Genomic DNA, 13,482 nt, shown 5'->3' with positions numbered 1-13,482 from the left:
TCAGCTAAGAACGCGGGCCGGAGCATCCGATGGTCGGGAACCCGGCAATTCCGACAGGAGGTCACCAATGCGCGCAAAGTGCTGTTTTTGCGCCTCGAGCGTTTGCAAACGCTTTTCGCATTTGAGAATGGTGTCGCTGTGCTGGTCGACGGAAGCGGCCAACTTCGCGCTCAATGGCCTTTCATCCAGGGCCTCGAGCGCCATGCCCGCATCGCGCCGGCTTTCGTCGTACCGGCGGCGCAGCCCTTCCTGTTCCCGCTCGACCTCGTCGCGGACTGAGGTCAACGTCGTGGACAGCCGCTCGAAGCGTTGCCTGTCCGTGTCGGCGTCCCGGGAGGGAGACCGGCTGCGAAAGGCGTTGAAAAGATTCATCTATTCGTTCCTGCGCGTTTCATACAGTTGAAATGGTGGAATTGCGCCGTGCGAGTGCTTCTTCCCAGGCGAGCGCGTGGGCGACGATGCGCTTCAGGTCGTCGTGCTCGGGCTGCCAGCCGAATTCGGATCGCGCGCGGTCCGAATTCGCGACCACCCTTGCCGTGTCGCCCGGACGACGGCTGGCCAAACGCACGTCGAACTCCACGCCGCTAACGTCACTGACCGCGCGGATAACCTCGCGAACCGAGTATCCACGACCATAGCCGCAATTTGCAACGAGGTTTCCGCCTCCGCCGCGTAATCTCAGCAGCGCCAGATAGTGCGCGTTCACGAGGTCTGAAACGTGGATATAGTCGCGAATGCAGGTTCCGTCCGGCGTCGCATAATCGGTGCCGTAGATGTCAATGCCCTTGCGCTTGCCCAACGCGGCCTCGGCGGCGACCTTGATCAGGTGCGTGGCGCCCCGGCTCGACTGGCCGGTCCGTCTGTCCGGATCGGCGCCGGCGACGTTGAAGTAGCGAAGCGCCGTGTAGCGCAGTTCGTGTACCGCGGCCGCATCGCGCAACATCAGTTCGGTCATCAGCTTCGAAGTGCCATAGGGAGATCCAGGAAGGGTCGGCGCATCCTCTGCCAACAGGGATTGTTCGGTCGAACCGTAAACGGCTGCCGTCGAGGAGAAGATGAAGTTCGCGACGCCGTTGCGGACGGCCGAGGCGATCAGCGCGCGGGACTTGATGGTATTGTTCAGATAATAGCCGAGCGGATCGGCAACGGAGTCGGGCACGACGATCGAACCTGCGAAATGGATGATGGCGTCGATCGAATGTTCGCTCATGATCCGGTCGACCAGATCGTCATCGGCAATGTCGCCCAAGACCAGCTTGCAGTTGATGGGCAGCGCCCAGTCGAAGCCGGTCGACAGATTGTCGACCACGACCACATCCTCGCAGGCTTCGACCAGCTTCCATACCATGTGGCTGCCGATATAACCGGCACCACCCGTTACAAGAATCGTCATCCTGGCTCCTTGTCTAGACACGAATCTTCATGGTCACCGCGTTTGCTGCGGCAGTGAATTGCGGTTGGCCGCCGAGCTCGGAGGTGTCGCGACCGGAAGCCCTTTGCTGGCGTTGAGAAAAAACGTCAGGGCCGCGAAGCGGCTTATGAGGTGCAGGCCGACGATCGCCGCGACGACGGCGATGACCGGCTGAATGAAGAACGAGACCGGATAGAGCTCCGATCCATAATTGCCAAAAACCCTACGCAGAAGGATGCCGCCGAAGACGAAGACAATCGCGTGGCTGCAGAACAGGAAAAACGCGTAAGGCTCGAACCGGATCAGCAGCGAGCCGAAGCGCGAGCGGCGCAGGACGCCCGTCAGAAGCCAGCATCCAGCGGCCATGGACACGCGCAGCAGCGTATCCAGCACGATGCGCAGCGTCTCGTTCATCTCACCGATCGACACACGCTCGATGCGCAATGCGAGAAAGATCGCCACCATGATGGCAAGCCCGGCGAGGAACGGTCGCAACACGCGGTCGAGCGGCCATTCGCCGATATCGGCCAGGCGCAGCCACATGCCGATGGCGAAGAACAACAGCAATTGCGGCCGCTGCATGAGATACCAGTCTGTCCCGAACAGCGTATAGGCTACCAGCACCACGAACACTGCCGGCGCCGAACGGCGCAGGCCGAGCAGCAGAAGCGGCGAGACGAGGCAGCAGACGAACAGGTCGCGCAGGAACCAGAGCGGGACGACCAGTGGCCATTCGGTCAGTGCGAGAAAGGCATTGGCGATGCCGAGCGGCGTCGCCTGCAGCATGTCGCGCCAATTGTCCGAAAGCACGCCATAGGCGACAAGCAGCGCAAGCATCAACGCATTCCACGAAACAAGCGGAACGACGAGGGTGCGCAACTTGGCGGCAAGGACGCGCGCCGGGCCCGCCTTGACGAGGCTGGAAACGATGAAATAGCCCGAGACGATGCCGAGCAGGGAAACGGAACTCAGTCCGATCAGCCGCGTGAGGACGAAATAGACGATGTCGAAAAACCCGGCCTCGCGATCGTAGACGTTCTCGGCTATGCCGGGCTGCACGTGGACGAAGGTCATGAAAGCGATGCACAGCGTTCTCGCGATCGCGACACGTTGCGACATGGAGTTCGACACAGGTGGAACGGCGTAAGGTGCAGGATGGGTCTGCAACATCGACTTCTCCGGTCTTGCATGGGCCTGCCGCGCCTCTCGCTGATGCGGACGTGTTCGGGCGTGAGGTGAAGGCATGACAGGCTGGAAGCTGCCAAGGCTGTTCTCTTCCGGGTCTTCCGAAGCGGACCGGACCCATGGTCCGGAGCGGATTCGTCTCGATATCGACGGGCTCGTCGTCTACGCCGTCGGCGACGTGCATGGCTGCCTCGACGAGTTGCTGGCACTCGAAGCGGTGATCGCCGACGACGCATCGCGGATTGCCGATGAAAAGCTGATCATCATGCTCGGCGACTATGTGGATCGTGGCCCGCGCTCCTGCGACGTGCTGGAGCATCTGTCGCGGCCGCCACCACCGGGCTTCGACCGCATCTGCCTGATGGGCAACCATGAGCGGTTCATGCTCGACTTCCTCGACGGCCGGATCACGCTCGCCGACTGGCTGACGGTCGGCGGACTGCCAACGCTTGCCTCCTATGACATCGAAGCCGGCAATTTGCGGGCGCTGGGCTCCGATCCGGCACGCATCGGTGCCAAGGTGCGTGCGGCCATCCCCGCGCATCACGTAAGCTTGCTGCGCGCGATGCCGATCCTCGTCGATACCGGTCATTTTCTGTTCGTCCATGCCGGCATCCGGCCCGGCGTCGCGCTCGAGGACCAGCGCGACGAGGACCTGCTCTTCATTCGCAAGGCGTTTTACGAGGCTTCGCACCGCCTGCCGCGCTACGTCGTCCACGGCCACACGCCGATCGACACAGCCGAACGAACCGGCCGTCGAATGAACCTCGACACCGGCGCATTCAAGACCGGGCGGCTGACCGCGCTGCGCATCTGGCAGAAACGCGGCCGCTTTCTTTCGAACCACCACTAGCCGCTCTGCTCGCCATAATAGGCGGCATAGCGATGGAAGTAGCGCTCCGCGCCACCCGCCGATCCGTATTTGGGCAAGCGCTTCATGTCCGTCTTGTTCAAGATGACGCCCATCGTCCTGGCGGCGATCAGCGGTTCGCCCTGCAGGGTCCGCCGGACAAGGGCGCGGGGGGTCGCGCCCCATTCGGCGACGAACAGGAAACCGTCGGCGAGCGGCGCAAAGGCGCGGGCATCGATCACGGGACCGAGCGGCGGCAGATCGATGACGATATAGTCGAAATGACTGCGCATCTCCTCGAGCATCGTGCCCATCGCCTGGCCGGAAAGCAGTTCGCTGGTGTGCGACAGCCTTCCGCGGACGACCGCCGGGAGGATCGACAGGCCTGTCTTCTGGTCAGCCAGAAGCGCATTCTGCCAGGCAACGCGTCCGACGAGCGCTTCGACCAGTCCGGCCTTGGGCTGCGATCCGAGCCGGCGGCTCAAGCCCGGATTGCGCAGATCGCCGTCGATCAGGACCGTGCGGGCGCCATTGGCCGCAAGCAGACCGGCGAAGTTCGCGGCCGCCGTCGTCTTGCCCTCGCGCGGCAGGACGGACACGAAGCCGATGACCTTCGAGGGCTTGTTGGGTAAGAGGACGTCGCTAGCCAGCTTGGCGCTGCGCAGCGTGTCGGCGAAAAGCGAGGCGGGGGAAAAGACCGCGACTCTCAGAAGGCTCGACCCGGTATGGTCGAGCGCGCTCGGCTCGCCGGTCGGCGTGCTTGCCTGCGTCCGCGTCGAGCGGGTCGAACCCAAGAGCGGCAGGTAGCCGAGAAAATCGAAGCCGAGCCCGTCTCGGACGTCGTCGCCGGTCCGCAGGAAGCGTTCGCGAAATTCCAGCAGTCCGCCGATGCCGGCACCCGCCATCAGGCCCAGCGTCACGAAAAGACCGAGTGCGAGCGTCTTGCTCGGGCTCGAGGGCGAAACCGGGTTGTTCGCCTGCGAAATCACCCGGGCCTCGGCGATCGGAAAGGATTGCTGCTGCGAGGCCTCCTCGTAGCGGGCGAGGAACGTTTCATAGAGCTTTCCAAGCGCGGAGGATTGTTGCTCCAATTCGCGCAGCTTGACCATCGACTGGCCGGTCGCCGAACTTTCGCCGCTCATCGTCCCGACATTCTCGCGCAGCGAAGCCTCGCGGGTGCGCGCCACCTCGTATTCGGTTCGGTAGCTTTCCGTGACCTGGCGCAGCTCCTTAAAAATCTGGCGACGAAGCTCTCTCCCCTGATTGCGCAGAGCGGCGGCCTGCGGATGGTCCTCGCCAAACCGTGCCTCGATCTCCTGCGCGCGCTCGGTAATCGACAGATAGCGTGTCTTCAGATCGGTCAGGGCAGATCCTTGCGCCAGATCGGTTGGAATGATCGCATTGTCGACTGCGCTCTCCTCGCCGCTGTCGATGATCGCCTTGTACTGGTCGTAGCGCGCGCGCGCATTGGCCGTCTCGGCCTGTGCTAGAACGAGCTGGTTGTTGAGGTCGGACAGTTGCTGCTCCGAAACGAGTTCGCCGCGGGCAGCCGTCAGACCGTTTTCCGCGCGAAATCGTTCGGCCGCCATCGAGGCGGACAGCCAGTCGCTGCGCAATTGATCGAGGCGCCCCTGGAGCCAGGTGACGGCAAGTTGCGTCGCGTCGAAATTCGCATCGAGTTGGTCCGACAGATATTGTTCGGCATAGGCACGCGCGACCGATCCAGCGATCTCGCGATCCTTGGCGCTGTATTTCACGTCGATGACGAAGCTGCGTCCGACGCGTTCGGCAACAAGGTTCTGTTGGAGGATCGCGGAAGCACGCCCGATGCGCGCCTCTTCGGTCGGTTCGCCGGCACTTGCACTGCCTGAAAGCAGGCGTGCGAGCGAGCGGAGCTGACTGCGCAGCCAGCCCTGCGGAGACTGCGGCGGATCGAGAAATGCTGGATTGTCGTGCAGGTCGAGCGTCTCTACGACGACGCGGGCGAGCCGCGCCGACTTCAGGATCTCGACCTCGCTCGCGACCATGGAGTCGGCCTGGCTCGGCGCGGGCCGGGCTTCCCGTTCCTCGGTGAACTTGGTCAGGTTCTCGTCGAGCAGGATGCGTGTCGCGGCCGTGAAGGTCGGCGGCGTCACCAGCAGAAATACGCCCCCCAGCACCAGTCCCAGCACTGCACAAAGCGCAACGAGGGACAGGCGTCGGCGCGTCATCGCCAGCAGGCGATCGAGATCGATGAACTGGTCGGAATCCGCCGGCCTCGTCAGCCGGCGGGTATCCAGGGGGGTATTGCTGTGGTGCATGACGGGGTCGCGCCTGCGGCGCGTCTCGCTTTCTGGTCCGGCTCAGGCCGAGCGGTTGATGCGGGAAGCAGCGCCGGCATGAGCGGCGACAAGCTCCGCGATCGGCCCGAGAACCAGATCGCGAAGGTCGTCGCGCGTAAGTGCCATCGCCACATTGGCCTCGATGAAGCCCGCCTTGGAACCGGTGTCGAACATGCGTCCGCCGAAGGGCGCCGCATGGAAGGGCTGGACACGCGCAAGGCGCGCCATGGCGTCGGTCAACTGGATCTCGTTGCCCGCGCCGCGCTCCTGCGTTTCCAGAAGGTCGAAGATTTCCGGCTGCAGGATGTAGCGGCCGTTGATGTAGTAGTTCGATGGCGCCTGCGACGGCTTGGGCTTTTCCACCATCCCGGTGATGGCGAAACCGGCGGCGACGGGACCGCCCTTGCCGACAATGCCGTATTTGGCGGTCTCGAGCGGATTGCACTGCTCGACCGACAGCACGTTGCCGCCGGCCTCACGGTAAAGCTGCATCGCTGTCGCAAGGCAGCCGCGAGCGCCGAACGAGACCATGTCGGGCAGCAATAGGGCGAAGGGCTCGTCGCCGATCAGGTCGCGCGCGCACCAGACCGCGTGGCCGAGACCATGCGGGGCCTGCTGGCGCGTGAAGCTGACGCGACCCGCATCGAGTTGAAGAGCCTCGATCGCGGCCAGTTCGGCGCTCTTGCCGGCCCGGGTCAGCGTTTCGATGAGTTCGGGCTGGATATCGAAGTGATCCTCGATGACGTGCTTGTTGCGGCCGGTGACGAACACGATGTGCTCGATCCCCGCCTCGCGCGCCTCGTCGACTGCGTATTGCACGACGGGACGGTCGACGATGGTCAGCATCTCCTTCGGCATCGCCTTCGTAGCGGGCAGGAACCGCGTGCCGAGGCCCGCAACCGGGATCACCGCTTTTCTGACTTTTTTCATCTGGTCTTCCATTCCATCATGTTGAGCACCCCGCCCTTTCGTCGCCCTCGAAACTCCTATCCATCCCCCGCCATGGCGGAACGTCGCCCGGCAAGGCGGCGCAGCCGGGCCATGATGGGCATCTTCAGCAGGCGGATCGCGGCCGGATCGGATAAAGCCGCCTGCACCGCGCGATGCGCCGAGCGCGCCTTGAGATGGGCGACGATGTCGAGGAACGTGGCCGCCTCGCGAAGACTGCGCGTGCGACGCGCCTGGGCGACCATGGCCGCGTTGTCGAGCGTGTGGCGCGACAGAAAGCGCTCGTCGCCGTCGAGAATCGCCGCGACATGCTGCGGCTTCAAGACGCGCGAGACCGAGCCGTCGACGAGGTGATACTGATAGCCGGGCTCGGGCTCGACGACGCAGCGCGCGCCGCAAGCGAGCGCGTCGGCGACGAGCAGGTAGTCCTCGCCGATCCGCAGCCCTTCATCATAGACGATGCCATGCACGCGCATGAACTCACGCGCGAAGATCGGCTTGAGATAGCCGAGCGAAAACTCTGCGTCGAACATCAGATTGCCGGCAATGAAGGAGGCGAGCGTCACGGGCGGCAGCGCGTCGAGCCGCTCGCGGCCAAACATCGGCCGAGACGAAGCTTGCGCGCCGCGCTCGTCGATGACGAGCAGGTCGTCGAGGACGATCTGCGCTCCTGCCTCTTCGGCACGCGCAAGGAGGCGGGCGCTGCGGTCCGGCACCACGGTATCGTCCGCGTCGAGCACGGCAAGGTAGCGGCCTCTGGCGAGCGCGAATCCAGCATTGCGCGCTGCACCGGGTCCGCCATTGATGCGCTTTTCGACGAGCACGATCCGCTGGTCGGCGATCGCGCGCACGCGCTCGAGCGTGGCATCCGCCGACCCGTCGTCGACGACGATGACCTCGACCGAGATCTTCTCCTGTGCAAGAGCGCTTTCGACCGCGCGCGCGATCGTCGTCTGAGCGTTGTAGGCGGCGACGACGAAACTGACGTCAGGCTGCATGGTCGCGCCCCCCTTCGATGTTGCCGTAGAGGGTGATTTCACGCAGGCCGAGAAGACCGCTGACCACGCCGCCATGCATGATCGAGCGCAGCAAGTAGCGGTTGCGCGTGACGGGCCGAAGCCCGGTCAAAACCGCACCGCCCGCGCAGAATGCGGTCTTGGCGGCGGCGAGCGCGACGGCCTTGCCGATCGTGCCGCCGCTGTTCTTCGCAAGCAGCCGTCCGTGCGTCTGGCCGGTGCGGAAACGTCGCTTTGCCAACCAGCCGAACTGCGCGCGGTCGGCGGGAACGGGTTCGCTCGCCAGCGCCGCCTCGGCAAATGCGAGGCGGCCGCCATCGCGCACCATGCCGGTGAAGAATTCGGTGTCTTCGCCTCCGGTACGGCCGAGCGCCAGGTCGAACCGTCGGCCCTCGAGCGACGGAGCCGTGACGTTCATCAGAACGTTGCAGGTGTAGCCGGTCAAAAGCGCGCCGCGCACGAAAACCGGGTTGGTCGAATGAAAGTCGCCGCGCCGCATCCAGACGGGGGCCGCGTCGCCATAGATCGCCGCGACCGGGCCCAGAACCGCATCGGCCCCCGTCTCGCGCGCTGTTGCGACAAGTGCAGCCAGCCAGTTCGACGAAGCGCTGCAATCATCGTCGATGAAGGCCAGCCATTCCGCTTGCGCGTGGTCGAGACAGGCATTTCGGGCGAGCGAGATGTTCGATGCCGGGCAGTGAACGTAGTCGACGGTGTACGGCAACTGGCCAGCCATCTTGTCGACGATGCGCTCGGCGCTCGGCCTGGTGTCGTTGTCGGCGACGATCAACCGGAGCGTCACGCCATCTGGAATCGCAAGCGCACCGAGAGAGCGCAGCGTGTCGGCAAGCTGCGGACGCCTGTAGGTGCAGACTGCAATGTCGATGTGCAGTGCTTCGGTCATCGCGCGCCCGATCGTTTGCCTTCGGGCGAGACGAGTTGAAGCCAGAAGCCGGCCGACCAGGCGAGGTGCATGATCATGGCCGAGACGCCTGCCAACAATCCGTTTCGCTCGCCGCGAAACAGCGCGAGCCAGCCGCCATAGGCAAGGCAAGCCGCCATCCAGACGAAGGCCGGCACGATGGCCGCAAGGCTGACCACGGCCAGCAAGGCTCCAGCCACCGCCGGCGCCACCAGCAGCGGGATCATCTGGCGCACCTTCGGCACGGATCGATGCTTCAGGACATTGCGGGCTCGCCCGCGCCCATAGGCGAAATACTGCCTGAATAGCGCACCCGGCGTCGCGCGCGGGAAATAGGTCATGAAGGTGCGGTCGGTCATCCAGATCTGGAATCCGGCGACGTTCAGCCGATGGTCGAGTTCGGCGTCTTCATTGTGGCTGAAACTCTCGTCATAGCCGCCGACGGCGCGGAACGCGGCGACCGACATCAAGGCGTGGTGGCCATGGTCGATCCAACGCCCGCTCGCGCCCGCCCTGTGCTTCGAGCCGCCATTGCCAAGCGGAGAGTTCTGCGCGAGCGCCGTCGCCTGCTGGAAGGGCACGTCGCCCGCCGTCTTCATCGCGACGACGACCGAATCGGCGCCGGTACGCACCGCTTCTTCCACGAGCCGATCGCAGTAATCGTCCGGATAGCCGCCATGGGCGTCGATGCGGATGAAGTAGCCGTAGGGCTCGCCATGATCGGCGACCGCCATGTTGACGGCGGCGCTCTGGATGCGGCGTGGATTTCGGATCAGTCGAACGCGCGGATTGCACGCGGCGACGTCCTCGACGAGGCGCGCCGTGCCGTCACTGCTGCCGCCATCCACCACCAGGATCGGCATGTCGAGACGCTCGGCCGACGGCATCAGTCCTGCGATGAGATCGGCGATATGGGCGGCCTCGTTGAGGCACGGAATGACCACCATCGTACGTGGCAGTTCGGTGCCGAGCTCATCGGTCATGACGCGCTGTTCCAATGCCTGCAAGGTCATGCCGCAGCTCTCAATTCCGGTTGCGGACCAAGGCTCGACAGGCGCGAGACGAGGGCTTCGCAGTCGCTGCGCGTCGCAGTCCATGTCGCCGGGTCGATGGCATCGAGCCGTGCGTGAAGATCTGCAAACCGGGCCGCGTCGAGGTTCGAGACGACGCTCGCCAGTTCGTCGGCGGAACATGTGTCGAGCACGATGCCCATGGCGCGATCGGTGAGGAACCTGGCGGTCTCGGTCCCGGCGCGGGCGATGGGGATCGTGCCGTGGCGCCCGCCCTCATAGAGACGGTTCGGCAGGAGCCATTCGGAGTTCAGGCCTTCCTCGAAGAAGTCGATGGCCCAATTGAAGTGAACCTCGCCATAGATCGCCCCAAGATCGTCCGGATTGCGATAGGGGCCATGGAATGCGACATGAGGGGCGGCTTCGACCCGCGCGTCAAAATCGGGAATGGCGTCATAGGCGGGCCGACCGCGCAGAACGAGTTCGACACGGCCAGCGAGATGACGTGCCAGATCGATCAGCACGTCGAGCGACCGCGCGCATCGCAGCGCGCCGAACCAGCCGATCTTCCAGGGCTCGCCCTTCGTGGGCACCGGCAGTCGCTGTGCTTTTGCAGGTGATGGATTGTCCAGATCGAGAACCTTGTTCTCAAGCAGAAGGACCGGAGCGTCGAGCTGGCCGTAGGGTTCGAAATAGCCGCGCAGGAAGGCTGGCGAACTCGTCAAGAGAAGTTGGGCGCTCCGTGCGAATCGCCGCTCGGCGGCGCGCATGGTACGGCCCACAGCATTGCCGGCCAAAAGCAGGCGATGGATGTCGAGGCTTTCGTAGACGATGGCCGGGCGGAGGGGGAAGAGTCCCTTTGCGCGGTCTGCCAAGACCAGCATTTCCAGATGCCGGGCAATTATGATGTCGGGCTGATCGACGCCGTCCAGCCGTGCGCGCAACGCCAGTGCAGCGGCGGTGACGGCTGCGATGCGCTGGAAGAATTTGCCATCGCGCGTGATGCCGAGATCGATCGGGGTGGACCTGCCGAGCCGCGCCGGGGCCGCGCGGTCGTCGCGCCGGAACCCGGCGACGGCCACACGCGCCCCGCCCGCCTCAAGCATCGCCACGCGGCGGCCGACGGCGGGATCGGTCAGGTCATGAACGAGATAGAGCACATGAAGCATTGTCGGGTTCAGTCCGCGCAGACGACGGATTCGGGGAACTGGCAGTCGTCGCCGGGAGCCGTGAACGCCACGCGCTCGAACTGCGCAGCGATCGGCTCGCCCGGTGCTTCGAACGCGCCCATCCAGGATGTCAGCGTGTCCGAGCCCCACAGGCTCAGATAGATCTTGGACGCGTGGCTGGGCAGCTTGTCCGGATCGGTCGCTTCGTGGACGAGTTCGCCATTGACGTACCAGGCGATGCGGCCTTCCTCCCAGACGAAGGCGTAATCGTTGAAGTCGCTGGCCGCCCCGCCGGGCACCTCGACCAGTTTTTCGTCGCCGACATTCTCGCCGTCGACATACTGGTTCACCTGGACCTTCGACGGGTTCTTGCCGAGCACCTCGAAGTCGATTTCGTCATGCGGCTGGTCGTGGACGGGGCCGATATAGGTGAAGAAGCCGGTGTTGAGTCCCGACCCCTCGACCGCCTTCATCCGCACCTCGTAGGTGCCATAACCGAAACGTTCGTTCGTCTGCACCTCTCCGCAGACATTGTCGCGATCCTTGTAGCCATCCGTCGCGAAGCCAAGCCGCAGAACGCCGTCCTCCACCGAAACCTGATCCTTCGACCAGGTGCAGTTCTGATGATCGCCGTTCGACCAGCCGTCGGAGACATACCAGCGCTCCGAGGCGAGATCGTCGAATTCCTCGACGAAGGAAGCGCCAGCTTCGACGGCATGGGTGGTCGTGCCCGGCACGAGCGCGGCGATGATGGCGATGGTGCTCGAAGCGGCGATCGTGCACAGACGGGTGGGTTCGTTATCCATGGATCCATAACCTCTTCGTTCGCCGCCCTCTCCCAAGGGCCGCTGCGGAAACCTCCCGATGAAGCGCTTGCTGCAATGCAAATAGCCGTGCGACCGGATGAGAATGTGGCTGCGAGCCCAAAAGCGGCGCCAGCCGGGATAACGAATTGTGAGACTGCGTTAGTATCGCGCTCTTCAGACCACGCGCATTGTCTGCCCGAATCCAGCGTTCGCATACTGCCCTGCGACATGCGCCCAGTAACGTGAATCAGGATGCTGGCCCGGGTTGCGCCCGATTGCGGAATTTCGCGACCATGCCGAACAGATCGCGCAACAGCGCCCGCTCGGTCAGGAGGATGAGGGTCGCATAGAGCATGGAACCGGCGGCGCCGCCGATCGCGATCTGGGCGACGGGGCCGAAATCCGATTCGCGCAGTTCGTCGACCAGAAACCGCACCGCGACCGCCATGGCAAAGGCGCTTGCCATCGGCCGGCAGGTGACCAGAAAATTGCGCAGGAAAGGGATCTCGTCGGTTCGGAACACGGTCCAGCAATAGAAGACGAGCGTTGCGGCATTCGAGATGCACAGCCAGATCATGGCCTGGACGAGCCCCCCCGAAATCGCGCCATAGGCCACCGCCGCGCTGACGAGTACGGCGCGGGCGACCGCAACCCACCAGAGAACGTGGCTTTTGCCGACGCCCTTCAGATAGGGGATGTAGGTGCTGCACGGCGCCAATATGCCTTTCGACAACGCAAGCAGACCCAGGACTGGCCAGGCCCAGGCCCATTGCCGGCCGAAGATCACATACATGCCCGGCTCCGCGATCGCCCAGATGCCGAACATCATCGGCGCGAGGACGAGGCTGCAGACCTGTGTCGACAGGAAAAGCGCGCGCGTGCGCCTTTCCCGGTCGTCGGCAATGTGGCTAAAGGTCGGAAACAGCACTCCCATCAGCGCAGCCAGAACGACCTGGTTCGGAATGCTCGCGAAACGATTCGCGGCCGAATAGGCCCCCGCCTCCGCAATGCCCAGAAAGCGAGAGACGATCACGAGCGGCGACTGGAACGTGATGAAATTGAAAATCTCCGACCCCATCAGGCTCGCGCTGTACCTCCACAAGGCGCGAACACGCGCAAACGAGAACATGAAGCGCGGCCGGTAACCGGTCGCGTAAAAGAGCCCGCCGAGCCGCAGGAACGCCGACAGGAAAAGTTGAGCGACCAGCGCCCACAAGCCCCATCCCGTCAGCGCCAGCGCGACGGCGCAAAGCGCACCGGCAGATTCGGAGAGAACGCTCCAGAACGCATCCTTGTCGAACGCCATGCGGCGGGCAAGCAGCGCATAGGCGACGTCGCCGCAAAGCAGGATCGGGATGATCAGCGCCATGACCTGGACGACGACGCCGCCGCCCGGCGCACCCATCATCGTCGCCAGCGGTTCGGCGAAGACGAAAAGCGCCAGCGCCATGACGATCGCCATCGCGAAATTGGTACAGAAGACCGAATGCACCGTCTTTTCGTCATGGGTGCGCTCGACCACCAGTGCAGCGGCCAGACCGGCGCCGCCGACCATGGTCAGGAACAGGACGACCAACTGGGCGACGGCGACGATGCCGAATTCCTCGGGGCTCAGAAGCCGGGCGAGGATCGGAACCGTGACAAATTTCAGCCCGAAAGTGCTGGTCTTCGAAAGGATGCTCCAACCGACATTGTTGGTCACCGTTCGAAACGAGATCACTGGCGCCATCGGCAATTTCTCTTTCGTACTGGTCGCGGGACCAGTCAGTCAGGTCCGGTGATATCGGCATCCAGACGCCGGCATATGCGTGCGTCGTGCGAACCTTCCATCGTCAGAAAAGGCA

The 13,482-nt window shown here is 64.1% G+C and carries 12 protein-coding genes; 1 reads left to right on the top strand and 11 read right to left on the bottom strand.

The features are described 5' to 3' along the window. From PZ895_RS13680 to PZ895_RS13670, 3 genes are read right to left on the bottom strand one after another with little or no spacing between them, the layout of a single operon-like run. Nucleotides 1-372 carry a hypothetical protein gene (locus PZ895_RS13680; protein WP_275839540.1) on the bottom strand — a complete coding sequence of 124 codons (372 nt, stop codon included), beginning with the start codon at nt 370-372 and terminating at the stop codon, nt 1-3. A 19-nt stretch (nt 373-391) separates the two neighbouring features. Next, nucleotides 392-1,393 carry a UDP-glucose 4-epimerase GalE gene (gene galE / locus PZ895_RS13675; RefSeq protein WP_275839539.1) on the bottom strand — a complete coding sequence of 334 codons (1,002 nt, stop codon included), beginning with the start codon at nt 1,391-1,393 and terminating at the stop codon, nt 392-394. Between the two features lie 33 nt (nt 1,394-1,426). Next, on the bottom strand, nt 1,427-2,530 hold the full coding sequence (locus PZ895_RS13670; protein WP_275839805.1) for an acyltransferase: 1,104 nt from the start codon (nt 2,528-2,530) through the stop codon (nt 1,427-1,429). 124 nt (nt 2,531-2,654) lie between these two features. On the opposite strand from PZ895_RS13670, the gene PZ895_RS13665 reads away from it, so the two are divergent. Beyond that, nucleotides 2,655-3,449: a metallophosphoesterase family protein gene (locus tag PZ895_RS13665; protein WP_275839538.1), complete on the top strand. Its 795-nt coding sequence runs from the start codon at nt 2,655-2,657 to the stop codon at nt 3,447-3,449. Here the strand turns inward: PZ895_RS13665 and PZ895_RS13660 are convergent. The 8 genes from PZ895_RS13660 to PZ895_RS13625 all read right to left on the bottom strand — a co-directional run bounded on the left by PZ895_RS13660 (nt 3,446) and on the right by PZ895_RS13625 (nt 13,367). Then, nucleotides 3,446-5,746, bottom strand: coding sequence for a Wzz/FepE/Etk N-terminal domain-containing protein (locus tag PZ895_RS13660; protein WP_275839537.1), 2,301 nt, complete (start codon nt 5,744-5,746; stop codon nt 3,446-3,448). The genes PZ895_RS13665 and PZ895_RS13660 overlap by 4 nt on opposite strands. A 42-nt stretch (nt 5,747-5,788) precedes the next feature. Continuing rightward, a complete protein-coding gene (locus PZ895_RS13655; RefSeq protein ID WP_275839536.1) occupies nt 5,789-6,697 on the bottom strand; it encodes a UTP--glucose-1-phosphate uridylyltransferase in 909 nt (302 codons plus the stop codon). Nucleotides 6,698-6,753: 56 nt separating this feature from the next. Then, a complete protein-coding gene (locus PZ895_RS13650; RefSeq protein ID WP_275839535.1) occupies nt 6,754-7,713 on the bottom strand; it encodes a glycosyltransferase family 2 protein in 960 nt (319 codons plus the stop codon). Beyond that, nucleotides 7,703-8,635: a glycosyltransferase family 2 protein gene (locus tag PZ895_RS13645; protein WP_275839534.1), complete on the bottom strand. Its 933-nt coding sequence runs from the start codon at nt 8,633-8,635 to the stop codon at nt 7,703-7,705. The genes PZ895_RS13650 and PZ895_RS13645 overlap by 11 nt, the downstream gene beginning before the upstream one ends. Beyond that, nucleotides 8,632-9,636 carry a glycosyltransferase family 2 protein gene (locus PZ895_RS13640; protein ID WP_275839533.1) on the bottom strand — a complete coding sequence of 335 codons (1,005 nt, stop codon included), beginning with the start codon at nt 9,634-9,636 and terminating at the stop codon, nt 8,632-8,634. Before PZ895_RS13640 ends, PZ895_RS13645 begins: the two co-directional genes overlap by 4 nt. Before the next feature lie 26 nt (nt 9,637-9,662). Further along, nucleotides 9,663-10,832 carry a glycosyl transferase family 1 gene (locus tag PZ895_RS13635; protein WP_275839532.1) on the bottom strand — a complete coding sequence of 390 codons (1,170 nt, stop codon included), beginning with the start codon at nt 10,830-10,832 and terminating at the stop codon, nt 9,663-9,665. Nucleotides 10,833-10,840: 8 nt separating this feature from the next. After that, entirely contained in the window at nt 10,841-11,638 is a 798-nt protein-coding gene (locus PZ895_RS13630; RefSeq protein WP_275839531.1) for a glycoside hydrolase family 16 protein, read from the bottom strand. Between the two features lie 247 nt (nt 11,639-11,885). Further along, nucleotides 11,886-13,367: a lipopolysaccharide biosynthesis protein gene (locus PZ895_RS13625; RefSeq protein ID WP_275839530.1), complete on the bottom strand. Its 1,482-nt coding sequence runs from the start codon at nt 13,365-13,367 to the stop codon at nt 11,886-11,888. Nucleotides 13,368-13,482 lie beyond the last annotated feature (115 nt).

The organism is Mesorhizobium sp. YIM 152430, assembly GCF_029210365.1.
In the GTDB taxonomy this organism is placed as follows: Bacteria; Pseudomonadota; Alphaproteobacteria; order Rhizobiales; family Rhizobiaceae; genus Aliihoeflea.
Note: the sequence above shows the minus strand (reverse complement) of the source record. Positions and strands in the feature narration are given on the sequence as shown.